Raw genomic sequence first — 25,018 nt, 5'->3', positions numbered from 1 at the left:
CCGATCGTGACCGAGCTGAGCCTGGCCGACACGGCCGAGACCGTCCGCCGCACGACCGCTGGTGAGCTGACCGCCGTCACCGCCGTCGAGGAGTCGCTCGCCCGGATCGCCGCGCTGGACCCGGGCCTGAACGCGTTCTCCCGGGTGCTGGCCGACGAGGCCCGGGCCGAGGCCGCCGCCCGTGACGAGCACCTCGCCGCCGGTGGCGCGCCGGGCCCGCTGCACGGCGTACCGATCGCGATCAAGGAGGAGGTCGACGTCGCGGGGACGGTGACCACCTTCGGGGGCGAGGCCAACGAGACGCCGGCCGCCGCGGACGCCGAGATCGTGCGGCGGCTGCGCGACGCCGGCGCGGTGATCATCGGCAAGACGACGATGCCGGAGTTCGGGGCGTTCCCCTACACCGAGTCGACCTCCCGGGGGATCACCCGCAACCCGTGGGACCGCAGCCGGACCCCCGGCGGCTCCAGCGGCGGCACGGCGGTCGCCGTCGCCACCGGGATGGTGCCGGCGGCGATCGGCGGCGACGGCGGCGGGTCGATCCGGATCCCCAGCGCCTGCTGCGGCCTGTTCGGCCTCAAGCCCCAGCGCGGCCGGGTGACGACCGCGCCCCACCCGCACCTGTGGTGGGCGCTCGGCACCGCCGGGCCGCTCACGCGGACGGTCCGCGACAGCGCGCTCGTGTACGACGTGATCCGCGGCAACACCGAGGGCGACCTGTACCACGCCGGTGGCACCGAGTCGTTCGTCGAGGCGGCCACCCGGGAGCCCGGACGACTGCGGATCGGCTGGACCACCCAGCCGGTCACCCGTGGCGTGCGCCCCGACCCGATCCACGTCCGGGCCGTCGAGGACACCGCCCGGCTGCTCGGCGACCTCGGGCACGAGGTCCGTGAGGTCGATCCGCACTACCCGGACCCGACCGCCGCGTTCGTCCCGCAGTTCTTCGCCGGGATCCGCACCGAGGCCGACGAGGTCGAGCACTTCGACCGCCTCGAGCGACGCACGCGCGAGACCTACCGGCTCGGGTCGTGGGTGACGCCCCGCGTCCGGGACTGGGCGCTCCGGGAGACCGAGAAGGTCTCGGCGAAGGCGAACCGGGTCTTCGGCGAGGTGGACGTCCTGCTCACGCCGGCGATCGCGCACCGGCCGCCGCGGGTGGGTCGGCTCGACGGCGTCGGCACGGTGCGGGCCTCGTTGCGCGCGATGCCCGCGATCGCCTACGCCGCGCTCTGGAACGTCGCCGGCAACCCGGCCGCGGCGGTGCCCTGCGGCACCGGTCCCGACGGGCTGCCCGTCGCGATCCAGCTCGTCGGGCGCACCGACGACGAGGCGACCCTGTTCTCGCTGTCGGCGCAGGTCGAGCAGGCCCGACCGTGGCCGACGTGGGTGGGGGACCGGTAGGCCGGTCGCGCCGCGGAGCCGCCGGTAGGGTCCCGGGCATGCCCGCGAGCCTGCTCCTCCAGACCCCGCGCGCCCGGGTACGCCGCGTGCTGCGGAGGCTGACCGGCGACACCCGCAGCCCGCTGACGGGCCGCACGGTGCTCGTCACCGGTGCCTCGTCGGGGATCGGCGAGGCCACCGCGCTGGCGGTCGCCCGCAGGGGCGCGACGGTGCTGCTGGTGGCACGCCGCGCGGACGAGCTGGCCCGGGTGGTCGAGGCCGTCGGGGCCGACGGCGGCCGCGCCGCGGCGTACCCCTGCGACCTGACCGACGGCGACGCCGTCGACACCCTGGTCGCGCGGCTGCTCGCCGAGCACGGTGCGGTGGACTACGTGGTCAATAACGCGGGCCGGTCGATCCGGCGCTCGCTGCACCTGACCCACGACCGCTTCCACGACTTCGAGCGGACCATGGCGGTCAACTACTTCGCGCCGGTGCGGCTGACCATGGGGCTGCTGCCGGCGATGCGGGCCCAGCAGTTCGGGCACGTCGTCAACATCGTGACGTGGGGCGTGCAGATGAAGGCGCCCAAGTTCGCGGCCTACATCGCCTCCAAGGCCGCGCTCGACACGTGGAGCCGGGTCGCGTCGCGGGAGACCTACCGCGACAACATCACCTTCACCAACATGCGCTTCGCGCTGGTGCGTACGCCGATGGTCGCGCCCACCGAGGCGTACGCCGCACGTCGCGCCCTCACGCCGGAGCAGGCCGCGGTGCGGGTCGTGCGGGCCCTCGAGGACCGCCCGGTCACGGTGAACACGGCGGCCGGCACGGTCGGTGAGATCCTCAACCTCGCCGCGCCCCGTCTCAGCGACGCGCTGTTCAGCCGCTTCGACCGGGCCTACCCGGACTCGGAGGCGGCCCGCGGCGACGCCCCCTGAGGTCGCCGCAGAGCGAAAAATCGCACGACACGGAGCCTCGGCGGACAGGAGAATCCGGGGCGATGCTCACCGTCCTCCTTCGCCACGCCCGGCCTCCGTCGCCGTTCGCCGGGCGTCTCGCCCTGCAGTCCCTGCTCTTCGCCCTCGGCGAGGGCACCTTCATGACCGGATCGGCGGTGTTCTTCACCCAGATCGTGGGGCTGACCGCCGCTCAGGTCGGCCTGGGCCTGACGTGTGCCGGCGCCGCCGCCTTCCTCGCCGCGGTGCCGATGGGCAAGCTGGTCGACCGGTTCGGGCCGAAGAAGATGTGGGCGGTCAGCGCGACCGGGCAAGCCGCGATGTTCGCGTTCTGGCCCTTCATCACCGACTTCAAGGGCTACGTCGCCATGGCGGTCGGCATGGAGGTCATCGGCGCGCTCGGTGGCGCGGCGCACGGCGCCTACACGATCGACGCGCTGCCCCCTGACGAGCGGGTGAAGTCGCGCGCGTACATGTACTCCGCGCTCAACGTGGGCTTCACCCTCGGCTCGCTGATGGGCGGCATCGCGCTGGCGTTCCACTCCAACGACATGCTCCACGCGCTGCCGTGGTTCACCGCCGTGGTCTTCCTCGTCAACGCCGTCGCGATCAGCCGGCTGCCTCGCGCCTCCCACGACGACCGCACCCCGGAGGAGCGCAAGGTCAAGATCCCCGGGCCGGGACCGCTGCGCAACCCCGGCTGGCTCCTCACGGAGTTCTTCGGCGGCGTCTTCTGGACCAACCAGGTGCTGCTCAACATCGTGATCCCGCTGTGGCTGGTGGAGGAGACCGACGCCCCGCGGGTGCTGCTGGCCTTCCTCTTCGGCACCAACACGGTGATGTGCATCTTCCTGCCCATGGCGGCGGCCCGCGGGGTCCACGACGTGGGGACCGCACTCAAGGCGGTCCGTGTCTCGTCCACCTTCTTCGTCGTCTCCTGCCTGATCACGCTGGCCACCCACGACACCGTCGGCTGGGCCACGATCGCGCTGGTGTGGCTGGGCCACGTCACCGTGACCGGCGCCGAGCTGTACCTCTCGGCCGCCAGCTGGTCGTTCGAGGCCGAGCTGATGGACCCGCGCCAGCGCGGCGCCTACCAGGGTGCTTCGGAGCTGAGCGGCACCCTGGGACGGGTCTGGGCACCGGCGCTCTACACCTTCCTCGCGATGAACTGGGGTGCCACCGGCTGGCTGGTCATCGCCGGCATCATCGTCGTCGCCACCATCGGTGTGCACCCCTCGACCAGGATGGCGCAGCGGTTCCTCGAGCGGCACGTGCCCGCCGACGTGCTGGCCGACGCCCGCGCGTCGGCTCCCGCGGCCGAGGAGGGCCTCGCGGTCGGGCCGCCCTCGCTGATCGACGGTGAGGAGCCGCTTCCGGACGCCACCGGCGGCCTCGTCCACTGACCGGGCCGCCGGGGAGGGCGGTCACCGGCTCAGCCTCGGGCGGGGCCCATCACGCTGAACTGCACGCCCGCCGGGTCGTGGAGGAGCGCGACCCGGCCGTACGGCGTGTCCTCGGCCGGCTGCACCAGCGACGCCCCTGCCGCCAGCGCCTGCTCGACGGTCGCGTCGGTGTCGGCCACCTGCAGGTAGAACTGCCACCGCGAGCCCTGGTCGCCGAGGAAGCCGGTGGCGTCCATGATGCCGGCGCGGGCGTCCTCGTCCTTGCCGAGCGTCGTGTAGCGGAACTCGGGGGTGTCGCTCATCGTGTGGGCGTCCCACCCGAAGACGTCGGTGTAGAAGCCGACCGACGCGGCGTAGTCCTTGCTGAGGGTCTCGAACCAGGCCGGGGCGCCGTCCTCCGCGCGGGTGAGGAAGCCCGGGAAGGTCCCCGGCTGCCAGGCGCCGACCGCGGCACCGGCCGGGTCGACCAGGACCGCCATCTGGCCCAGGTCCGCGACCGCCATCGGCCCGGCGACGACCTCGGCGCCGGCGGTCCGGGCCCGCTCGACCGTCGAGGCCACGTCGTCGGTGGTGAGGTAGACGGTCCACGCGTTCGGGCCGCCCATGGACCCGTCGTTGACCATCAGCCCCGCGATCGGCTGGTCGCCACGGAAGAACATGCGGTAGCCGCCGAACTCCTCGCTGGCCTCGCCGGCCGTCCAGCCGAACAGCTCGCCGTAGAAGGCGGCCGCGGCATCGGTGTCGGGCGTGAACAGCTCGATCCAGCAGGGCTCGCCGGGACGCGTCGTCATGGGGTCTCCTCGGTTCGTCGGGTCGCTACGGGTACGGACTGCCCAGGACGGCCGAACTCATCGCTCGCGCGGTCAGCTGGCCTTCTTGGCGGCGGCCTTCTTCGTCGTCGACTTCTTGGCCGCGGTCTTCTTGGCGGGAGCCTTCTTCGCCGGGGCCTTCTTGGCGGGGGTCTTCTTCGTCGTCGACTTCTTGGCGGCGGTCTTCTTGGCGGGAGCCTTCTTCGCCGGCTCCTCCTCACCGGCCTCCTCACCGGCCTCCGCGCCGGTCTCGCCGCGCGCGGTCTTCGCCGCGTCCACCGAGCGCTGCAGCGCCGCGAGCAGGTCGACGACCTCGCCGGAGGACTTGGTCGAGGTCGGTGTCCGCTTGACCTCGCCACCCTCGACCTTGGCCTTGACCAGCGCCTCGACGGCCCCGGCGTAGTCGTCCTCGAACTCCTCGGCGTCGAAGTCGCCGGCGAGGGTCTCCACCAGCATGTTGGCCATCTTGACCTCGGCGTCCTTCACCTCACCGGTCTCGATCGAGAAGTCGGGCCTCCGGATCTCGTCGGGCCACATCATGGTCTGGAGCACGATCACGTCGTCGCGGACCCGCAGCACCGCGACCGACGTACGCTGCCGCAGCGCGACCGTGACCACTGCCATCCGGTCGGCGTCCTGGAGAGCCTGCCGCAGCAGGGCGTACGGCTTGGCGCCAGACTTCTCCGGCTCGAGGTAGTAGGACTTCTCGAACAGCATCGGGTCGATCTGGTTGCTCGGGACGAACTTCTCCACGGCGATCTCGCGCGACGAGGTCGACGGCAGCTCGGCCATGTCGTCGTCGCTGAGGATGACCATCTCGCCGTCCTCGGTCTCGTATCCCTTGGCGATGTCGGCGTAGGCCACCTCCTCGCCGTCGATCGAGCAGACCCGCTGGTACTTGATCCGGCCGCCGTCCTTGGCGTGCACCTGCCGGAACGAGACGTCGTGCGACTCGGTCGCGGAGTACAGCTTCACCGGTACGCTGACCAGCCCGAAGGACACCGCGCCCTTCCAGATCGCACGCATCGCACGCTCCCTTCCCCAGTCGTGGTCTCGACAGGCTCGACCACCGAAAACAGGCTTCCAGTATCGGTCAGGATGGCCCCATGCGTCCCATGCTCGCCACCCCCGGTCGACACGTACCCACTGGTGGGGAGTGGACGCACGAGGTGAAGTGGGACGGTGTGCGCATCCTCGCTGACGTCACGTCCGGGGCGCAGGCACGGTTCTACAGCCGCAACGGCAACGTGGTCTCGGCGGCCTGGCCCGACCTCGTCACCTCGCCGCTCGGCGATCGGGACCTGCTCGTGGACGGCGAGGTCATCGCGCTCAACGAGGACGGGCTGCCGGACTTCCGGGTCCTCCAGGAGCGGATGCACGTCCGCAAGCACGTCCAGGCGCTGCGGCTGGCCGAGACCGTTCCCGCGACGTACATGGTCTTCGACCTGCTGCGCCTCGACGGCGTCGACCTGACCGGTCGACCGTTGGCCGAGCGGCGGGAGCTGCTCACCGGGTTGGGGATCGACACCGGGTGGCAGGTCCCGGCGGCGTACGACGACGGGTCGATGCTGTTCGACGCGACCCTGCAGCAGGGGCTCGAGGGCATCGTCAGCAAGCGGCTCTCCTCGCGCTACGCCTTCGGCCAGAGGACCCCGCACTGGCTGAAGCTCGCCCACCGCCACCGGCTCTCCTACGTGGTCGGCGGCTGGCGTCCGCAGGAGGGGAGCACCACCCGGCTCGGGGCCCTGCTCGTGGGGGAGCCCACCGCCGACGGGCTGCTCTACCGGGGCCGGGTGGGCAGCGGGATCGCGGGACGGGCGAGCACCGTGCTGGCCGAGCTGCTGGCGCCGCTGGGTCGGGCGGACAGTCCCTTCGCCGACGAGGTGCCCCGCGTCGACGCCCTCGGCACGCACTGGGTGGAGCCGGTGCTGGTGGTCGACGTCGACACCCACCACACCTCCCGGAGCCAGCGGCTGCGCCAACCGTCGTACCGGGGAGTCCGCACCGACCTGGCGCCCGGCGACCTCTCGTAACGCGAAATTCATCGGGACGCCGCTCGTGTCGCGGCGCGAGGGCCCCGACCTGCGCCACGATGCGGCTCGCCGACAACGGCACCTCACTTTCTCGGGAGTCCCCATGCATCGTGCTCAACGCGCGTCCCTCGCGCTTGCCCTCACCCTCGTCGCCGGCGTCCTCGCCTGGCTCGCGCCCCTGGCGAGCGCAGGCGCGGCCGTCCCCGACGCGGCGGCCTGCTCGACGTCCGGCAGCTGGGTCCAGGGCCAGCTCAACGTCTACTGGTTCGACGTCGACCAGGGCGACAGCCAGCTGCTCGTGGGCCCGACCGGCAGGACCATGCTGATCGACCTCGGCGAGAATGCCTACAACTCGAAGGGCACCAGCACCAACGCCACCGCGGTGGCCGCGCAGATCCGCAGCATCTGCGGGACCGGCGCCACCCCGGTGCACCTCGACTACGTGATGGCCTCCCACCAGCACCTCGACCACATCGGCTACTCCGGCAACCCCGGCGACACCCAGGCCTACGGCAACGGGCTCTACCAGCTGCTCACCCCGACCGCGACCGGCGGGCTGGGCTTCACCGTCGGCCAGCTCATCGACCACGACGGTGGCACCTGGACCGACGCCGACGGCAACGGGAAGTGCGACACCGGCACCTCCACCGCACCGGCGCCCGAGGTGGCCTGGCACAACGTCGGCACCACGAGCATGACCGGGCAGCGCTTCATCTGCTGGCTCTACGGCCCGACCGGCCAGGCCGACCGCGCCAACATCGAGGGCAAGGTGGTCACGCTGACCAACAGCGGCGCCTGGCCGAGCATCGACCTGGGCGGCGGCGCGACGGGGACCATCGAGGAGGCCAACGCCAAGGGCGTCATGGAGGCAGACGGCACCACCCCGGTCAGCGGCGACCACCACCTCGACGCGAACCCCCCGAGCGAGAACGACTACTCGATCGGCGTGAAGTTCACCTACGGCGCCTACAGCTACGCCACTGCCGGGGACAGCGACGGCGAGTACAACACCTCCGCCAACGGCTACACCTACAACGACGTCGAGTCGCTGCTGAGGACGAGGATGGGCAAGGTCGAGACCCTGCGGGCCAACCACCACGGCTCGGCGCACTCGTCATCGGCGGGGTACGTCAACGCGCTCGACCCGCAGATGACCGTCATCTCGTGCGGGGTGAACTCCTACGGACACCCCGGCAACCGGACCCTGGACACCTACCGGGCCATCGCGGCGGACATCTACATGATGAACAACCCGTGCGACACCACCGACGCCACGGGGGCGCCGATCGACTACTCGGGCACGTTCAACCACTCCGGGACGATCCACCTGGCCACCACCGGCAGCAACGGTTCCGGCTACACGGTCACCTACGACGCGGGCACCCGGAGCTACGTCACCGGCTCCGGCACCGGCACGAACGGGGACCCGACGCAGGTCAAGGTGAACGAGCTCCTGATGGCGCCCTCGACGGGCGGCACCGAGTGGGTCGAGCTCCACAACCCGCTCAGCGCGCCGGTCGACGTCAGCGGCTTCTACATCGACGACGTCGCCGGTGGCGGTGGCGCCCCCAAGCAGATCCCGGCGGGGACCACGATCCCCGCGGGCGGCCGCTACGTCATGGACATCGCGTCGGGCTTCCTCAACAACACCGGGTCCGAGACCGTGCGCTTCCTGTCCGGCACCGGAGCCTCCGAGGTCACCTACGACTCGTACAGCTACAGCCTGGGCAGCACGCAGTACGACAAGGTCTTCCACCGCCAGGGCGACGGGGGAGCGTGGTGCGGCACGGTGTCCACCAACCTGAGCAAGGGCACCGCCAACCCCACGTCGTGCCCGTGACGCCGGTCCGCGTCGCCTCGGCCGCCGCGGCCGGAGCGCTCCTGGTCGCCCTCGCCGTGCACGGGCTGGGCGGCAGCTCCGCGGCCCCGGCCACGATGGGCACCGCCCCCGTGGTCGACGACCCCCGGCTGGTGCTGGTCTCCGGCCGGGACGACCACGGCATGGTCGCCCTGGACCAGGTGCCGTTGTACGACGCGCCCGAGGGCGGTCACCGGGTCGCGACGGTCCACGACGGGACGCTCGCGGAGGTGCTCGCCGTCGACGGCCAGTGGCTGCAGGTCCGCGCCGTCGAGGGCGGGTCGCAGATCGGATGGATCGACGACTTCCACCTGCGCGGCGAGGTCCGCCTCGTCGGGGCGGCACCGGGGTGCGCGACCACGGTCGCCGGCAGGCCCCGCCAGGGCGGCACCCTCGTCGTCGTCCGCGAGCTGCGCCAGGACAAGGTCTGGGTCGAGACCGTCACCCCGCCGGTGACGAAGGGGTGGGCGCCCCGCGCGGACGTCCAGGAGCTGCCGCCGCAGGGCGAGCACTGCGGCGACATCCCGCCCGAGGACCGGCACGCGCACTGACGTGGCGGGGCCGGGCGTCGTACGTTGATGCCCGGCCCCATCCACGTCTCGAGGAAGGACCCCCGTGCGAACCGTCGTCGCCGGACTGTTGACCACCGCCCTGCTCGCCGTCGTCGTGCCCGCGGTCGCCCCGCCGGCCACGGCGACCGGGACGCCACGGACCTCCGCCCGGCAGGTGCGCCTCGACGGCGTGACCGTCGACCTGCGGGCCGGCACCCGTCAGGTCGTCACCGTCAACCACACCTCGGGCCACCACGCGCGGGTCACCTACTGGGCCCGCAAGCACGGGGAGTGGATCCGCCGGATGCGGGCCGCCGACGGCCGGATCGGGTACGGCGGCCTGGTGCTCGCCGAGAACCGACGCCAGGGCACCGGCACGACCCCGCTCGGCACCTTCCGCCTGCCGTCGGCCTTCGGCACCCACGCCCGCAGGGACGGCTGGGCGCTGGGCTACCGCAGGATCAGGCGCGGCGACTTCTGGGTCGAGGACAACAAGTCGAAGTACTACAACCGCTACCGGAACAAGCGCCAGGGCGGGTTCCGGTGGCGGCTGCCGGTCAGCGACCCCAACGGCTCGGAGCGGCTGACCGACTACCCGGTGCAGTACGAGTACTCCGTCGTCACCTCGTTCAACTCCCACCAGGTCCGGCACCGCGGCGCCGGGATCTTCCTGCACGTCAACGGCGACGGGGCGACGGCCGGGTGCGTCAGCGCACCCCGGCCGTTCCTGCGCGGGCTGATGGCCCGGCTCGACCCCGACCGGGTGCCGGTGATCGCGATCGGCCGATGAGCCCGTCCGAGTCCGAGATCCATGTCGACGTCGAGGGCCGCACGCTGCGGATCAGCAACCTCGACAAGGTCCTCTACCCGCGCACCGGCACCACCAAGGGTGAGGTCCTCAACTACTACGCCCGGATCGCACCGGTGCTGCTGCCGCACCTGGCGGACCGGCCGGTGACCCGGATCCGCTGGCCGCACGGCGTGGAGGGGGCCAGCTTCTTCGAGAAGAACGCCCCGGCCGGCACCCCGTCGTGGGTGCGCACGGCCAGGGTGCCGACCACGGGCTCCCGGGCCGCACGGTCGGCGCGGGACGGGGGAGCGGACACGCTGGTCTTCCCGATCATCGACGACCTGGCCACCCTGACCTGGCTGGTCAACCTCGCCGCCCTGGAGCTGCACGTCCACCAGTGGACGGTGGGCCGCAACGGCCGGCCGCGCAACGCCGACCGGCTGGTGGTCGACCTGGACCCGGGGGAGCCGGCGGGGCTTCACGAGTGCTGCACGGTCGCGCTGCTGGTCCGCGACAAGCTCGCGGAGCGCGGACTCCACGCCAAGCCCGTCACCAGCGGCAGCAAGGGCCTGCACCTGTACGCCGACCTCCCCGAGCGGCTGCCCTCCGACGAGTCGACCGCGCTGGCCAAGGAGGTGGCCGAGGAGCTCCAGGGTGAGCGGCCGACGCTGGTGACCGCCACCATGACGAAGGCGAAGCGTCCCGGGAAGGTGTTCCTCGACTGGTCCCAGAACGCCGGCTCGAAGACCACCATCTCGCCGTACTCCCTGCGCGGTCGCGACCGTCCGTTCGTCGCCACCCCGATCACCTGGCAGGAGGTCGAGGCGGGCGCGGAGGACCCGCTCGGCCTCGAGCAGTACCGCTACGACGAGGTGCTCGACCGGGTCACCGACCTCGGCGACCTCTTCGCCGGCTGACCGTCACGTCGACGCGCGGGACTGTTACCGAACCGTGGACCGGCTGTGGATCTGGCGTGGTCCGCCGCGCTCTACCGTGAACGGGTAGCCAGCCCTCTGGTCGAAGCCGGGACACCCAGCAGGTGCCTCCAGTACGTTTCAGTCGGTCCACGGGGGGACTGCACGAGGTCGGACGGTTCCGGAGACAGTCGGGAGGGCGTGTCTCCGAAGCCGTTCGCCATGGGGAGTGGTGATCGTCCGGCGTCCTGGGGGGAGCGTCGGACGGCACCCGCCCCGGATCGCGTCTTCTCGGGAAAGAGGCTCGGATGGAGATCGTCACCTCCCCTCGGCCGCCGGCACCGTCGGGGTGGACCCGGCTCGTCGTCGCGCTCGCCGTCTTCGCGCCGGTCACGCTGCTCGCGCTGCTGCCCATCGGCTTCGGCCTCGAGCGGTACGTCGTGACCGGTGACGCCATGTCGCCGCAGATCGGCCGCGGGTCGGTCGTGCTCGAGCGCGAGGTGCCGGTCAGCGACCTCCGGGCCGGTGACGTCATCACCTTCGAGCCGCCGGCCGACAGCGGGGTCGAGGGCCAGGTCACCCGCCGGGTCGTCTCGATCAGCAACGGCTGGGCGAAGACTCGGGCCGACTCCGACTCGGCGCTGGACCCGTGGACGCTGCGGCTGGACAGCCCCACCGAGAAGCGGGTCGTCGCCGCCCTGCCCTACGTCGGCTACGTCTACCTCGTGCTCGTGGCTCCCGGACAGGTCGCGGTGCTGGCCGCCGCCGGGCTCGGGATGCTCGGGCTGCTGGTCGCGGTGGCCCTCGGCCGACGCCGCTCACCCGCCCGGGCCTGACGCCTGCCTGCGCGATTCAGCCCGGGGGGATGGGCGCCTGGCCCTATGCTCCCTCCCATGGCACAACGGGTTCTGGTCGTGGAGGACGAGGAGGACATCGCCTTTCCGCTGGTCCGCACCCTGGAGCGGGAGGGGTACGACGTCTCCTGGGTCGACAGTGGGCAGACGGCCCTCGACTCGCTGACCTCGGAGCCCGCCGCGGTCGTCATCCTCGACCTCGGGCTGCCTGACATGGACGGCCTCGAGGTCTGCCGCCGGGCCCGCGACGCCGGCTACGAAGGCGCGATCATGATCGTCACCGCCCGGGCCGGGGAGCTGGACCGGGTCGTCGGGCTGGACTACGGCGCCGACGACTACCTGGCCAAGCCGTTCGGCCTGGCCGAGCTGCAGGCGCGGGTCCGCGCCCTGCTGCGGCGTACCTCCGGGAGCACCGCCGCCGGCAGCGACGCGAACGGCCACGGCCTGCGCATCGACGTGGACGCCCGGCGCGTCTACGCCGGCGCGGACGAGGTCACGCTGACCGGCAAGGAGTTCGAGGTCCTCAACATCCTGGCGGCGAACCGGGACAAGGTCGTCTCCCGCGGCCGGTTGATGGCCGACGTGTGGGACGAGAACTGGTACGGCTCGACCAAGACGCTCGACGTCACCATCGGTCGGCTGCGCCAGAAGCTCGAAGGCGTGGGCGTGACCGAGCGGGTCGTGGCTGTCCGGGGCGTGGGGTTCCGCCTCGAGGGCGGCCCCGCCCATGCGTAACCGGCTCACCTCCGCGTTCATCGTCCTCTCCATCCTGCTGCTGCTCGGCGCGGGAGTCGTGCGGGCCTTCGTGCTCCGCGACCTGATCCGCGAGCAGGAGAGCACCCACCTGCAGCAGCAGTCGGTGCTCATCGCCGAGATCGTCGCGACCCGGCAGGCCGGCGGCGGCAGCATCGACAGCGACTTCCTGTCGGGCCTCGTCGCGCCGGACGGCCGGGTCGAGTACACCCCGGACCGCGGCGAGCCCGTGGTCGCGCACGGTGAGACGTACGCCGGCTCCGACGGGGCGCCGGGAGACCTGGCCGCGAGCGCGACGGTCGACCGCGGCGCGGTGACCGTGAGCCAGTCCCCGGAGGTCGTCCAGGACATCCTGGGCCGCGACGTCGGCTCGGTGCTGGTCCTGTTCCTGATGATCGGCGTGCTCGCGGGGGCGATCGGCTTCGTCGTCTCCCGGGCCCTGTCGGCACCGTTCCAGCAGCTCGCCGTGGCCGCCGCCGCGCTGGGCCGCGGTCGCTTCGACCTCGACCTGCCGCGGACCCGGATCCCCGAGGCCCGCGCGATCGCCCAGGCCCTCGGCACCAGCGCGGCCCAGCTGCGCGACCGGTTGCGCCGCGAGCGGGACTTCGCCGAGCGCGCCTCGCACGTCCTGCGGACCCCGCTCACCGGGCTGCGCCTGGAGCTGGAGGAGCTGAGCCTGCGCGACGACCTGCCCGAGGACGTCCGCGGGACAGCGGCGCGCGGCCTCGCCGGCGTCGACCAGATGAACGCCGTGGCCGGCGAGCTCGTGGAGCTCTCCCGCAGCGGCACCCTGGTGGAGGGCGCCGAGCTGCCGCTGGTGGACCTCGCGACGCAGCTGGCGCAGCGCTGGGCGGACCGGCTGGCGGTCCGGGACCGGACCCTGACCGCGTCGGCCGAGGGGGACCTGGGCCTCACCTACACCCCCGGCCCGATCGAGTACGTGCTCGACCTGCTGCTGGCCGACGTCGTACGCCGAGGCACGGGCGCGGTGCGCATCGTGTTCCAGGGCCAGGAGGGTGGCCACCTCCGGGTGAAGGTCTCCTCGGAGGGCAGCGCCGACAGGGTCCGGGGCGAGGAGAGCGACAACCGGCTGGACCAGGCCCGCGCGGTCGTGGAGGCACTGGGCGGCCGGGTCCTCGGTGACGACCCCGCCTGCGGCCTCGAGGTGCTGCTGCCGCGGCGCTGACCCGGCGACGGGTCAGTAGGCGCCCGTCTGCCCGAGGACCGCGCGGACGGTCCGGACCAGGATCGCCAGGTCCAGCCGCAGCGACCAGTTGTCGACGTAGCTCTGGTCGAGACGGACCGTGTCCTCCCAGGAGAGGTCGGAGCGCCCCGACACCTGCCACAGGCCGGTGATCCCCGGCTTCACGACGAGCCGCCGGCGGACCTCGCTCTCGTAGGCAGCGACCTCGGCGGGCAGCGCGGGTCGCGGCCCGACCAGGGACATGTGGCCGCGCACGACGTTGACCAGCTGGGGCAGCTCGTCGAGCGAGGTGCGCCGCAGGAACCGGCCCATCCGGGTCACCCGCGGGTCCTGACGGATCTTGAACAGGTTGCCGTCGACCTCGTTGTCCTGGTGGAGCTCGTCACGGCGCTGCTCGGCGTCGACCGTCATGGTGCGCAGCTTCCACATCGGGAAGAGCCGGTCGGCCTTGCCCACCCGGGTCTGGCGGAAGATCGCCGGGCCGCGCGAGTCGAGCCGGACGGCGAGCATGAGTGCCGCCAGTGTCGGGGCGAGCACCACCAGGGCGAGGGCGGCCGCCGTCCGCTCCCAGACCTCCTTCACCACCTGGCCCGGGCCGCGCAGCCGGGCGTGGTGCACGCTGATCATCGGCATCCCTCCCGCCGCGGTCATGCCGGTGCGCCCGGCGGAGATCAGGGTCAGCGCGGGGGCGAGGAGCAGGTGGGTGCCGTCGGCCTCGAGCTCCCAGCCGATCCGGCGCAGGGTCCGGGCGTCGAGGTGCGAGCAGGGCAGCACGATGGCGGTGTCGGCGCCGGTGAACCCCACGAGGGCCTGCAGGTGCTCGAGCTCCGCCGCCACGGGGAGGCCGGCCGGGAGACCCGCGTCGTCGGCGTCCTCGTCGTCGAGGAGGCACACGCCACAGACGGTGAGGTCGCCGTCGGGACTCCGACGGAGGTCGTCCATCAGCTGGTGCGCCCCGTGGGCGTGCCCGACCACCACCGCGCGGCGGGTCCGGCCCGGGAAGGGGATTCCGCGGTAGCGGGTCCACGCGTCCAGCAGGCGGCGGTTCAGGCGGGTCGCCAGCGCGGCGATGGTGGCGACGACGGCCACGGAGTCGGGCCCCAGCGGCCGCCCGGCGGCCTCGTTGAGCGCCCAGCCGCCGACACCGAGCAGCACCGCGTTGCGCAGCAGCGGCTCGGGGCGCAGCCGGGGGACCCTGGCGTACCAGCCGGTGGCCGCCATCAGGCCCACCCACACCACCGGCAGCGTGGCGAGGACGCCGAGGTCGGAGGGCGTCGACGAGGTCATCCGCCAGCCCAGCAGGGCTGTCGAGACGGCGAGGACGTCCCCGAGCACCAGCAGGCCGACCAGCACCCAGCTGGGTCGCGCCTGCGGCAGCGGCAGGCTTCGTACGACGTCGGGCGTCGTCCAGCGTGGGTCCAGCCCTGCGACCGACGTGAGGTCGGACGCACCCTTGTCAGTGATGCTCATGGACGGCCCGCGGCGTCCCTCGTACGGCCCGGCGTGGTCATGGGGCTCCCCTCCCGTGGACGGCCCCCCCGAGGCACCGGGCCAGTGCCTTCAACGTAAGGAGCGCGCGGGGACGGGTCATGCCGGATATTGGGCATCCGGCGGTGGGATCGGGGAGTCAGGCGTCAGACGGGCGCCATCCGGCCTCGTGGGCCAGGCCCACGGCGGCGAGCTGCGAGGACACCTCCAGCTTGGCCAGGATCGACTTCACCTGGGTCCGCACGGTGGCCTCGGAGACCACGTTGAGCCGGGCGATCTCGCGCACCTGGTGGCCCTGCATCAGCTGGCGCAGCACCTCCCGCTCGCGGGGGGTGAGGTCTTCGAGCCGGCGCCGGGCCTCGTGGTTCTCGACCCGGTTCTGGTGCCACTCGGAGATGAGCTCCTCGCGCGCGGCCCGGTCCATGACCGGGAACCCGTCGTTGAGCCGGCGCACGGTCGCGAGGATGTCGTTGAGCGGCGCGGTCTTGGTCAGCACCGTGCGGGCGCCGTACCGCAGGCACTCGCCCCAGCGGGTCCGCTCGACCGATCCCGTGACCACCACCACCGCGATGCCGGCCTTGGTGAGCGGCTCGATGAGGCGTACGCCGTTGCCGTGCGGGCCGAGGTCGAGGTCGAGCAGCACGATGCGGGGCTGGGCCCGCAGCACGGCCGCGAGCACCGCACCCAGCGAGCTGGGCCGGTCGGGCAGCGGCACCCGGCGTACCTGGTAACCCTCCATGCCCAGCGCGATCTCGAGCGACTCGGCGAACAGCAGGTGGTCCTCGACGAGGGCCACTCGGGTGGTTCCGCGGGGATTTCTCATGTCAGTCCCGGAGGGCTGGCGGGAATGGAGAGGACGAAGGTCGCGCCCCCCGGGCGACCCTCGCTCTCGAGAGTCAGGTTGCCGGACTGCTCGGTCATCAGGCGCTTGGCCAGCTGCAGCCCGATGCCCTGGCCGGGCGAGGTCGCGCTGCGCGCGCCCCACTCGAACAGGATCGAGCGCAGCCCGGCCGGGATCCCGGGCCCGTCGTCGGAGACCCGGATCTCGATGGTGTCGGAGCACCGGGTCGTCGTGATCGTCACCGGGGCGCCCGGAGCATGGCGCGCGGCGTTGCTGAGCAGGATGTGCACGGCCTCGGCGATGTCGTCGGGCCGGCCGGCGGCGTACAGGCCGGACAGCGGGTACCGCACGTCGTTGCCGAGCGTGCGCTGGGTCTCCACGAGCGGTAGCAGCACGTCGTCGAGGCACACGTCCCCGACCGACTGCTCGCCGCGCCGCGTCAGCATCCGCTCCAGGCGACGCATCTCGGCGTCGAGCAGCGACTCGAGCCGGGTGCGCTGCGGGCCGGTCGGTCCGCCGTTCTGGATCAGCAGGCGGGACGCCTGGGCGACCCCGGCGACCGTGGCGTGCAGCTCGTGCATCTTCTCCTGGCCGTGGCGGACGTTCATCTCCGCGCTGGCGGCCCGGTGCGACAGGTTGACCAGCCGTCGCGAGTTCTCGCTGATCGTCTGCCGCAGCAGCGCCGTGGTGGCGCTGGCGACGGCGATCGCGCCCAGCACCGCCACGGCCACCGCCAGCGGGGACGGCACCCCGTGGTCGTGACCGGTGGAGAGGGCGCGGCTGACCAGCACGCAGGCCGTGAAGACGACGAGTCGGGCCCGGGCCCAGGCCGGCAGTGCCGACGACCGGACCAGGACCACGACGATCCCGGCCAGGGCGACCGAGACCAGGCTGACGACGGCGAGGCCGGCGACGTGCGTGAGTCGCAGGGTGGGGTCGAGGCCGGAGTTGATGAGTGCGAACCTGGCGACGGCCACCAGTCCGCCGAGCAGCAGGCCGGCGGCGAGCGGGTTCCGGACCGGAAGCCTGGTGCTGCGCATGGCGAGGGCGACCATGGTCAGGACCACCATCGAGGACGGCAGCTGGGTCACGCCGAGCACGTAGCCGTAGCGACCCTCGGCCGATCCCTGCACGGCCAGCAGGGCGAACGGCACGTGCTGGGCCGCCAGGAACGACAGGGTCATCGCGAGCCAGCCGGTCACGGGGCGCCGGCTGATCCGCCAGTCGTACTTGGCGACGACGGCGCTGGCGAGGACGGCGAGCTGCACCAGGAGCAGGCCCATGGCGCCGGCGACGTGCACCCGGTCCACCGCCGGGTCCTGCACGGCCAGCATCAGCCCGTAGGGGTGCAGCAGCACCAGGGCGAGCAGGGCCGAGCTGCGCCAGGTCCATCCCCCTGCGAGGGGCAGCGCCCAGAGGGCGCGCGCGGTCAGCGCAGTGGTGCGTGCCCGGTGACCCGGCCTCGGTCCCCCCGCCCGTACGCCTGCCGCCTCCCGAGCAACGCGCTGAACGTCCGGCGGTCGCGTTTGCAACGTGATTCCCGCCATGCGTCAGCACGCTACGTTGCGCTTTCCGCGCCCGTCCCTCGTTTTGGCGACGGATACCGCAATTTGAGGAATGCTTGCGTGTCGCTTGAGAAATGGGACCAAGGTCCCGAAAGTCCCCAACGGCTCACCCACCGTGTCGCCGGTGACTCATCTCCGCGGGGGCCCGCGGGGGACACCGTGATCGTCGCAGCGGCTCCGTGACCGCCGAAACGATCGATCCGAGAGACACGGCCGGTGAGCCGCCTCAATCGAGTGGGGGGACTCGACGTGCTCAACTCTCCGCTTCCGGCCCCTTCAAGGCATCCCCAAAAGTGGGGCACATCACGCGGCGAGCTCATCCGCCGCCCGGGCCTCCCGCCAGCATGAGGTATTCGTCGGACAAGGGGACAGCTTGTGCCAGCAACCACACCAAGCGACAGCACGCAGCGGCGTGCTGTCGCCTCGCCCGCCCGGGAGCACGGAGCTCGGGATGATGGTCAGTCCGGGCACGGGTCCTGAGCCGCGGCGGACTCCGGTAGGGCTGTTCGCCGACCAGTACCTCGTGGGCCAGGCGGTCCGCACCGCACTGTCGACGAGGGGCTTCCCGGTGGCCAACTACCGCTGGCCGGCGGGCTCCCGGCAGGTCCGCGAGGCCGCTCACCACCTGGTCCAGATCGAGGCCGCCGTCGGCGTGCTGCTCTGCGACCTCGACAAGCCGGAGCGGCTGCCCGAGGTGGCCGAGCTGGTCAACGCCGCGGGATCGGTGCGCTGGTTGCTGCTCACGAACGCCCCCGAGAGCCCGCGCTGGGGAGCCGTCCTGGTCCGCGGGATCACGGCCGTGCTGCCGACCTCGACCGGCCTGGACGACCTGGTCGTCGCGGTGTCGGCCGCGGCCGCGGGCGGCTCGGTGATGGACGAGACCGTCCGCCGCCGCCTGGTCCGGGAGTGGCGCCTGGTCGAGGACGAGGAGCGCCGGCTGGTGGCCCGGATGGAGTCGCTGACGGCGCGGGAGCTGAACGTGCTCTCGCTGCTCTACGACGGGAAGTCGGTGCGTGGCATCGCCGAGCTCGCGGGCGTCTCCGAGGCGACCGTCCGCAGCCAGGTCAAGGCGGTGCTGCGCAAGCTCGAGGTCAACTCGCAGCTGGCGGCGGTCGCGGCCTACCGCCGCGCCAAGGACGTGTCGCGGACGAGACGCGAGGTCTGAGCGCTGCCCGCAGAACGCGCACTGCACCACAATGGGCGCCATGACGCAGACCCGCGAGGTCCACACCTGGCTCACCGACATGGACGGCGTGCTCGTCCACGAGGACGTGCCGATCCCCGGGGCCCAGGAGTTCATCGAGGCGCTCAAGGCCTCGGGCCTGCGCTTCATGGTGCTGACCAACAACTCGATCTTCACCCCGCGCGACCTGCGCGCCCGGCTGCTCGGCAGCGGGATCGACGTGCCCGAGGAGGCGATCTGGACCTCGGCGCTGGCCACCGCGCAGTTCCTGGCCGACCAGCGTCCGCACGGCACGGCGTACGTCGTGGGCGAGGCGGGGCTGACGACCGCCCTGCACGACATCGGCTACGTGATGACCGACCGCGAGCCGGACTACGTGGTGCTGGGGGAGACCCGGACCTACTCCTTCGAGGCGATCACCCGCGCGATCCGGCTGATCGAGGGCGGCGCGCGGTTCATCGCCACCAACCCCGACCCGAGCGGGCCCAGCGTGCAGGGCACGGTCCCGGCGACCGGCTCGGTGGCCGCCCTGATCAGCACGGCCACCGGGCGCACGCCCTACTTCATCGGCAAGCCCAACTCGCTGATGATGCGCAGCGCCCTCAACCGCCTCGACGCCCACTCCGAGACGACCGTGATGGTCGGGGACCGGATGGACACCGACATCATCAGCGGCCTGGAGGCGGGCCTGCGCACGGTGCTGGTCACCACCGGCTCCACGCGGCCCGACCAGGTGGACACCTTCCCCTACCGCCCGACCCGGGTGGTGGAGTCGATCGCCGACCTGGTCGAGCTCGTGGGCACCGACCCCTCGGACTGAACCGCTCTCAGTCCAGCAGCCCGTCGCGCAGGGCCGCCGGGAGGGTCGGCGCCAGCGGCAGGCGGGGGAACAGCGTCGCCTGGTAGGCGTGGTAGGTGTCCGGCTTGCCGTTCCAGACCACGCCGCTGGGCCGGTTCCGCGCGTCGAGCTCGTGACGCCAGGAGCCGAGCTCGTGGTCGATGAACACGTCCGCGAGGTGGTCCCACCAGGTGGCGTACCAGGCGGCGTACGACGGGTCACCCGTCGCCGCGTGCAGCGCGGCCGCGGTGGCCGTGGCCTCCGCGGCGACCCAGTGCATCCGCTCCCGCACGACCGGAGCGCCCTGCCAGTCCACCGTGTAGACGAACCCGTCCGCCCCGTCGACGGCCCACCCCTCGCGCACCGAGGCGTCGAAGAGCGCGACGGCGTCGTCCAGCATCCAGTCCGGCGCGTCGGAGCCGAGCGCGGCCCTCAGGTGCAGGGCCAGCCGGGCCCACTCCAGCCAGTGCCCGATGGTGGCGCCGTACGGCCGGAACGGGTGCGCGGGGGTGTCGACGTTGTAGTCCAGCAGCGGGGTCCACTGCTCGTCGAAGTGCTCCGGCAGCCGCCAGTCGTGGGCAGGCCCCAGGTCGTGCACCACCCGGGTCACGACCCGCAGCGCGCGGTCCAGCAGACTGCGGTCCCCGGTGGCGTCGGCGGCGGCGAGGAACGCCTCCACGGTGTGCATGTTGGCGTTCACCCCCCGATAGGGGTCGAGGGTCGAGAACGTCTCGTCCCACTCCTCGACGACCATGCCGTGCTCGTCGTCCCAGAAGTGGGTGAGCAGCACCTCGAGGGCCTCGTCGAGGAGCTCCGCGGCGCCCGGCCGGCCCGCGCACGTGGCGCTCGCGGCGGCGAGCACGACGAACGCGTGCGGGTAGGCGCTCTTCTCCCGGCCGGTCGGGCCGTCGGCATCGACCGCGGCGTACCAGCCGCCGTGGGCGGCGTCGCGGAACCGGCCGGTCAGCGCCGCGACCCCGTGGTCCGCCAGCGGGCCGCAGCCCGGGCGCCCCATCAGGTGCCCCAGCGAGAACACGTGCGTCATCCGGCAGCTGATCCACAGCTCCACGGGGCGCTCGAGGGCGGGGCGTCCCGTGGTGTCGAGCCAGGCGAAGCCGCCGGCGGGGTGGCGGGAGGACCGGCTGAAGTCGAGCAGCCGGTCCCCCTCCGCCTCCAGCCAGCGCGCGTGCGCCGGGGTCGAGAGCCACGAGGTCGGGCGCGACATCAGGACCCCAGGCTGGAGTAGCGGTCCCCGACCTTGTACGTCGCCACGCCGAGCGTCGAGTCGCTCTGCCCGTAGTAGGCGAACCAGGTGTCCTTGAAGAACACCAGGCCCTCGACGAACGTCACGTTCGACACCAGCCCGTGGGTGTCCTCGTAGGTCGACGGCTCGAGCCAGGGGCGGTTCATCTGCGCCAGGATCGTGGCCGGGTCGGCGGGGTCGAACAGCAGCTGGCCGCAGCTGTAGCGCACCGATCCGTCCGGGTTCTTCACCGCGGCGTTGTGCAGCATCAGGATCAGCCCGTTGTTGGTGATGACCGGCGGCGGCCCGACCTCGACCAGGAACTCCCCGAACGTGCCCGGCCCCGTCGGGACCATCAGCGGCTCGTCGTTGGAGCAGGGCTTCCAGTGGATCAGGTCCTCGGACCAGGCGTGGTAGATCGAGCCCTCACCGAAGTACATCAGGTAGCGGCCGTCGATCGGCACCGGCAGGATCGCGCCGGCCTTGCTCCAGGGCGCGTCCTGCCCGTTGCCCTGCGGCAGGAACGTGTTGAACTCGGGGAACAGCGGGCCGTGCTTGGTCCACGTGTACAGGTCGGTGGAGGTGGCCAGGCACAGCTGCGCGGACTTGCGGTCCCACCCGGTGTAGGTGAGGTAGTAGGTCCCGTCGATCTCGGTGACCCGGGGGTCCTCCGCGCCGAACTCCTCGTACGGCTGGGTGGGGGAGAGCACGGGGTCCGGATGCCGCTCGAAGTTGATGCCGTCCTCGCTGGTGGCGAGGCCGACGTGGGAGACGATGTCGTCGGCGTGGGCGCGGTAGAGCAGCACCACCTTGCCGTCCTTGACCACCGCGGCGGGGTTGTAGACGTTCCCGGACTCCCAGCCGTCGCCGCGCGGGCTCAGGATCGGGTTCTGCTCGTAGGGGCGGAACGGGCCGAGGGGGAACTCGGCGTGGGCGTTGGCGTGGTGGGACATGGCTCCTCGTTCGTGGGTGGTGGGGACGTTCGGTGTGTGTGCGGGGTGGGACGGAAGCGTGGCGCGTGCGGGCGCCGGCTCAGCGACGGACCAGGGCGAAGCCTCCTGCGGGGACGGACACGGTCACGGTGCGGGCGGTGCTGACCGACTCGTCGACGAGCTGCCCGTCCCCGTCGTACGTCGCCACGCGGGCAGTGCCGCTGCCGGGGACCTGCACGCGGGCGCGTTCGGAGGTCGTCGAGGTGCTGCGCAGGAGCGCGGTGCCGTGGCCCTCCCCGCCCAGCACGAGGCGGGAGACCAGCGGTTCCAGCATCACAGCGTCCAGGGCGGCCGGGTCGCCGGCGCCGGTCGCGGTGGTCGCGGACAGCACGGTCGCCCCCGCGGGCAGGGTGCCGGGCACCGTCACCGGCAGCAGGGCACCGGGCGCGGGGGAGTCGCCCTGCTCACCGATGTCACCGGAGGCGACCCTGCCCAGGGTCTGCTCGTCCTCGCGGAACGTGGTGACGGCGTCGCTGCCGGGCCGGAGGTCGACCACCGGGAGGACAAGCGAACGCGGGTGCTCCGGGAGGGTCATGGTGGTGGAGCCGCCGTCTCCGAGCGCGGCGTAGCCGGTGCCGCCGAACAGCGACTCGCCGGTCCACAGCGACTCCGGCTTCGTCGCCGTGGCGTTGCCGGCGAGCGTGCCGTCCTCCGCCTGGAGCGTGAGCGTGCCCTGACGGTCCACCACGTCGGCGGTCATCGCCAGCTCCTCGGCGGCGGGGTGCTGGTCGAGGGCGATCATCGACAGCAGGCCGTGGATGGTCGACTCGGCGCCCGAGTTGTGGTTGACCTGGCCCGAGCCGGAGATGCCGTCGTAGGTGACGCCCGTGGCGGGGTCGTACATCGCCTCGCCCGCGGGGTTCGCGCCGAAGAACCAGGCGCCGACGATCCCGGCGAGTCCGAGCGCGGCGTCCTGCCCCGTGCTGTCGGCCGTGGCGACCAGCGACTGGAGCCTCGAGTCGGCGCCGTACGCGATCTGCGAGGTGTCACCGCGCGTGGGCATCCGGCCGTTGTCGGGTCCGCCCGACGTCAGCAGCCACGGGTCGAAGGTGAACGAGTCGCTCGCCGCTGCATCAATGAGTGAGGGGTCGCTGGGTGCGCGGTCGCCGAGAGCCTGGGAGGCGCGGGCCAGGGCGGCCGGCATCTGGCCTCCCCAGCCGTGCCACATCGAGCGGGAGAGGGCCCAGTTCCGGACTGCGCCCATCGGCCAGCTCCGGGCGTCGCCGCCCTGGAGCTCCGCGATGCCCTCGCTGAGCCGCGCCAGCGTCGACCGGGCCGTGGCCGAGCCCCCGGCGGACACGTAGGCCGACAGGCCGAGGACGGCCTCGGCCGAGGCGTCGGCGCCGTCGGCGATCAGCCAGGCCGGGGCCGGCTGGCCGTCGATGTCGAGGTGGTCGCCGTACCGGTCCAGGACCTGCCGGTCGACCGCTGCGATCGCGAGCTCCAGCCGGTCGCGCAGGAACCCTGCGAACGCGGGGTCGCTCGTCTCGAAGGCCGCGTAACCCTCGCCGAGCGCCCAGATCGTCCGTGCCAGCCAGTAGGACGCATCGCTGTCGGAGGGGTCGGGCTGCTCCTTCGGCTCTGCGCTGGGGTTCAACGTGCCGTCGGGCTGCATCCACAGCACGACGTTGCCGGCGTTCGGGCCCGAGGTGGTCTGCAGGTAGGTGAGGCCGCGGAGCATCTCGTAGGCCGCGTGCCTGCTGGAGTCCGAGCCCGTGGCCTGCCAGTGCCGCAGGTAGACGACCGCGGCGCGGCTGATGTCGTCGGCGTTGTAGGCGCCCTGGCCCCAGGTGTCGGTGTCCGAGTGGTAGGTGCCGCCGCCGACGTGCCGCCAGCCGCCGTCGGCTCTCGGCTCGGCGTAGGTCCACAGGACGCCGACCGAGGGCTCCTCGCCGAGCCGGTACGTCGTGTGGCCCTCCTGGGCGGGCGGGGTCACCGGCACCGACAGCCAGTCGAGGTGGTCGAGGTTGGTGAGGCCGCGGGTGGTGGCGGGCGGAGAGGTGGGTGCAGCCGGTGCGTGCCGGGCCGAGCTGCTCGCCACCGAGGGCAGGGCCGAGGTGGTGGCGACGACGGCGGCCAGCAGGGTCGCCACGAGCACGGTGCCGCGCCGAAGCGCTTGGGGGGAGTGGTCCATGGAGTTCCTCGTTCCGAGCTGGAGGGTCAGTGGACAGGGACGTGGGTGGGGGCGAGGGGCTCGACCCGGCCGTTCCGGGCGGAGCGGGTCGCGGCGGTGGCGACGGCGACCGCCGCGGCGCCCTCGCGCACGCCGCTCCGTGGCCGGCCGCCATCGGTGATCGAGGAGACCAGGTCGGTCAGGGCGGCGCGCACGCTCTCGGCGTACGCCGCCGGCTTGGCGTCGTGCCCGCCGAGCGTGAGCTCGACGCGGACGTGGTGGGGCACGTCGAGCGCGACCCCGCGCCCCCGCGCACCGGGGGCGGCGGCGTCCCTCCGGCCCGACACGCGGATGCCGGCCGCGGGACCGAGGCGGAAGCCGGGGACGTCGAAGAGCTCGGGCACCCGGTCGGGGAGCCCCTCGGCGATCTCGAGCCCGGCCTCGTCGGTCCAGGCGTCGACGACTGCGTGCACCGGGATCCAGCCCTCGACCCGGACCTCGGCCGGCCCGCAGTCCAGGCGCATCAGCTGGCGCTCGCAGCGATGGGCGTGGGTGAAGGAGTGGGTGTGCGTGGCCAAGGTGTCACCGCCGTGCATGACCGTCGCCGAGACCAGGTCGACCGCGCCGTGCCGGCGTCGCGCCTCGACTGCACCGACCGAGGTGGGCTCGTGGTCGAGCAGCATCGCCGCGGCGTCGAAGAAGTGCACGCCGTGCTCGACGAAGATCCCCCCGCTGCGGGCCTCGTCCCAGAACCAGTGGTTGGGGCCCAGGTCCTCGTCGCTGGCGTCGTTCTCGAAGCAGAAGCGCTGCACCGGGCCGAGCAGGGAGCCCCGCAGCCCGGCCAGCGCGCGCAGCAGCGGGTTGTACCGGAGCACGTGGTCGACGACCAGGACCCGCTCGGTGCGCTCGACCACGGCCACCAGGTCCCGCGCTGCGGCGTCGTCGAGGGCGAGCGGCTTCTCGCAGAAGACGTGCTTGCCCGCCTCGAGCGCCGCCGTCGCGATGGTCGCGTGATCGGCCGGTGGCGTCGCCACGACCACCGCGTCGACGGTGCCGTCGGTGAGCAGGTCCTGCCAGGAGCCCGTCGCCCGCGCGGCGTGGGTCCCGGCCAGCCGTCGTGCGGCGTCCGGGCGGGGGTCCGCGACCGCGCGCAGCGACACCGAGGGCAGGGTGGCCGCGGCCTCGGCGAGGAAGGTGGCGAAGCCACCCGCACCGACCAGGCCCAGGCCTACCGGAGCCAC

The 25,018-nt window shown here is 72.8% G+C and carries 22 protein-coding genes; 13 read left to right on the top strand and 9 right to left on the bottom strand.

The features are described 5' to 3' along the window. Positions 1-6 precede the first annotated feature (6 nt). The 3 genes from ABD268_RS21230 (at position 7) to ABD268_RS21220 (ending at position 3,748) form a co-directional block, all read left to right on the top strand. Complete coding sequence (locus ABD268_RS21230; RefSeq protein ID WP_344157387.1) at positions 7-1,404, top strand: amidase; 1,398 nt, start codon at positions 7-9, stop codon at positions 1,402-1,404. Positions 1,405-1,442: 38 nt separating this feature from the next. Beyond that, positions 1,443-2,324 carry an SDR family NAD(P)-dependent oxidoreductase gene (locus ABD268_RS21225; protein WP_344157384.1) on the top strand — a complete coding sequence of 294 codons (882 nt, stop codon included), beginning with the start codon at positions 1,443-1,445 and terminating at the stop codon, positions 2,322-2,324. 62 nt (positions 2,325-2,386) lie between these two features. Further along, a complete protein-coding gene (locus tag ABD268_RS21220) occupies positions 2,387-3,748 on the top strand; it encodes an MFS transporter (protein ID WP_344157381.1) in 1,362 nt (453 codons plus the stop codon). 29 nt (positions 3,749-3,777) lie between these two features. Here the strand turns inward: ABD268_RS21220 and ABD268_RS21215 are convergent, their stop codons facing one another. After that, positions 3,778-4,539, bottom strand: a complete 762-nt coding sequence (locus tag ABD268_RS21215) for a VOC family protein (protein ID WP_344157378.1) — start codon at positions 4,537-4,539, stop codon at positions 3,778-3,780. A gap of 72 nt (positions 4,540-4,611) precedes the next feature. Then, complete coding sequence (ku, locus tag ABD268_RS21210) at positions 4,612-5,583, bottom strand: non-homologous end joining protein Ku (protein ID WP_344157375.1); 972 nt, start codon at positions 5,581-5,583, stop codon at positions 4,612-4,614. A gap of 80 nt (positions 5,584-5,663) precedes the next feature. Here ku and ligD (ABD268_RS21205) point away from each other — a divergent pair, with 80 nt between their 5' ends. The 8 genes from ligD (ABD268_RS21205) to ABD268_RS21170 all read left to right on the top strand — a co-directional run bounded on the left by ligD (ABD268_RS21205) (position 5,664) and on the right by ABD268_RS21170 (position 13,496). Beyond that, positions 5,664-6,590 carry a non-homologous end-joining DNA ligase gene (ligD, locus tag ABD268_RS21205; RefSeq protein ID WP_344157372.1) on the top strand — a complete coding sequence of 309 codons (927 nt, stop codon included), beginning with the start codon at positions 5,664-5,666 and terminating at the stop codon, positions 6,588-6,590. A 103-nt stretch (positions 6,591-6,693) separates the two neighbouring features. Next, a complete protein-coding gene (locus ABD268_RS21200; protein ID WP_344157369.1) occupies positions 6,694-8,430 on the top strand; it encodes a hypothetical protein in 1,737 nt (578 codons plus the stop codon). Further along, on the top strand, positions 8,427-8,999 hold the full coding sequence (locus ABD268_RS21195) for an SH3 domain-containing protein (RefSeq protein ID WP_344157367.1): 573 nt from the start codon (positions 8,427-8,429) through the stop codon (positions 8,997-8,999). Before ABD268_RS21200 ends, ABD268_RS21195 begins: the two co-directional genes overlap by 4 nt. 64 nt (positions 9,000-9,063) lie before the next feature. Further along, complete coding sequence (locus tag ABD268_RS21190) at positions 9,064-9,789, top strand: L,D-transpeptidase family protein (protein ID WP_344157364.1); 726 nt, start codon at positions 9,064-9,066, stop codon at positions 9,787-9,789. After that, positions 9,786-10,706: a non-homologous end-joining DNA ligase gene (gene ligD / locus ABD268_RS21185; protein ID WP_344157361.1), complete on the top strand. Its 921-nt coding sequence runs from the start codon at positions 9,786-9,788 to the stop codon at positions 10,704-10,706. Before ABD268_RS21190 ends, ligD (ABD268_RS21185) begins: the two co-directional genes overlap by 4 nt. 305 nt (positions 10,707-11,011) lie before the next feature. Continuing rightward, positions 11,012-11,539 (top strand): S26 family signal peptidase, encoded by a 528-nt coding sequence (locus ABD268_RS21180; RefSeq protein WP_344157358.1) that lies wholly within the window; start codon positions 11,012-11,014, stop codon positions 11,537-11,539. 57 nt (positions 11,540-11,596) lie between these two features. After that, the gene (locus ABD268_RS21175) at positions 11,597-12,292 is read left to right on the top strand and encodes a response regulator transcription factor (protein ID WP_344157355.1); all 696 of its coding nucleotides are present in this window, start codon (positions 11,597-11,599) and stop codon (positions 12,290-12,292) included. After that, a complete protein-coding gene (locus tag ABD268_RS21170; protein WP_344157352.1) occupies positions 12,285-13,496 on the top strand; it encodes a histidine kinase dimerization/phospho-acceptor domain-containing protein in 1,212 nt (403 codons plus the stop codon). The genes ABD268_RS21175 and ABD268_RS21170 overlap by 8 nt, the downstream gene beginning before the upstream one ends. 12 nt (positions 13,497-13,508) lie before the next feature. On the opposite strand, the gene ABD268_RS21165 is transcribed toward ABD268_RS21170, so the two are convergent. From ABD268_RS21165 to ABD268_RS21155, 3 genes are all read right to left on the bottom strand, one after another. Further along, complete coding sequence (locus ABD268_RS21165; RefSeq protein ID WP_344157349.1) at positions 13,509-14,984, bottom strand: sugar transferase; 1,476 nt, start codon at positions 14,982-14,984, stop codon at positions 13,509-13,511. A 157-nt stretch (positions 14,985-15,141) separates the two neighbouring features. Continuing rightward, the gene (locus ABD268_RS21160) at positions 15,142-15,798 is read right to left on the bottom strand and encodes a response regulator transcription factor (RefSeq protein ID WP_344157346.1); all 657 of its coding nucleotides are present in this window, start codon (positions 15,796-15,798) and stop codon (positions 15,142-15,144) included. A 23-nt stretch (positions 15,799-15,821) separates the two neighbouring features. Then, complete coding sequence (locus ABD268_RS21155; RefSeq protein ID WP_344157343.1) at positions 15,822-17,201, bottom strand: sensor histidine kinase; 1,380 nt, start codon at positions 17,199-17,201, stop codon at positions 15,822-15,824. Between the two features lie 658 nt (positions 17,202-17,859). Between ABD268_RS21155 and ABD268_RS21150 the strand changes: the two genes are divergently transcribed. Both ABD268_RS21150 and ABD268_RS21145 read left to right on the top strand, forming a co-directional pair. Then, entirely contained in the window at positions 17,860-18,573 is a 714-nt protein-coding gene (locus ABD268_RS21150; RefSeq protein WP_344157340.1) for a helix-turn-helix transcriptional regulator, read from the top strand. A gap of 40 nt (positions 18,574-18,613) precedes the next feature. Further along, positions 18,614-19,411 carry an HAD-IIA family hydrolase gene (locus tag ABD268_RS21145; protein WP_344157337.1) on the top strand — a complete coding sequence of 266 codons (798 nt, stop codon included), beginning with the start codon at positions 18,614-18,616 and terminating at the stop codon, positions 19,409-19,411. 7 nt (positions 19,412-19,418) lie between these two features. Here the strand turns inward: ABD268_RS21145 and ABD268_RS21140 are convergent, their stop codons facing one another. The 4 genes from ABD268_RS21140 to ABD268_RS21125 all read right to left on the bottom strand — a co-directional run bounded on the left by ABD268_RS21140 (position 19,419) and on the right by ABD268_RS21125 (position 25,018). Then, on the bottom strand, positions 19,419-20,654 hold the full coding sequence (locus ABD268_RS21140) for an AGE family epimerase/isomerase (protein WP_344157334.1): 1,236 nt from the start codon (positions 20,652-20,654) through the stop codon (positions 19,419-19,421). Continuing rightward, a complete protein-coding gene (locus ABD268_RS21135) occupies positions 20,654-21,625 on the bottom strand; it encodes a glycoside hydrolase family 130 protein (protein WP_344157331.1) in 972 nt (323 codons plus the stop codon). The genes ABD268_RS21140 and ABD268_RS21135 overlap by 1 nt, the downstream gene beginning before the upstream one ends. 79 nt (positions 21,626-21,704) lie before the next feature. Then, positions 21,705-23,798, bottom strand: coding sequence for a hypothetical protein (locus ABD268_RS21130; RefSeq protein ID WP_344157328.1), 2,094 nt, complete (start codon positions 23,796-23,798; stop codon positions 21,705-21,707). Positions 23,799-23,824: 26 nt separating this feature from the next. Further along, the gene (locus tag ABD268_RS21125; RefSeq protein WP_344157325.1) at positions 23,825-25,018 is read right to left on the bottom strand and encodes a Gfo/Idh/MocA family protein; all 1,194 of its coding nucleotides are present in this window, start codon (positions 25,016-25,018) and stop codon (positions 23,825-23,827) included.

Origin of the sequence: Nocardioides koreensis (assembly GCF_039531775.1) — a bacterium.
Taxonomy (GTDB): domain Bacteria; phylum Actinomycetota; class Actinomycetes; order Propionibacteriales; family Nocardioidaceae; genus Nocardioides; species Nocardioides koreensis.
Note: the sequence above shows the minus strand (reverse complement) of the source record. Positions and strands in the feature narration are given on the sequence as shown.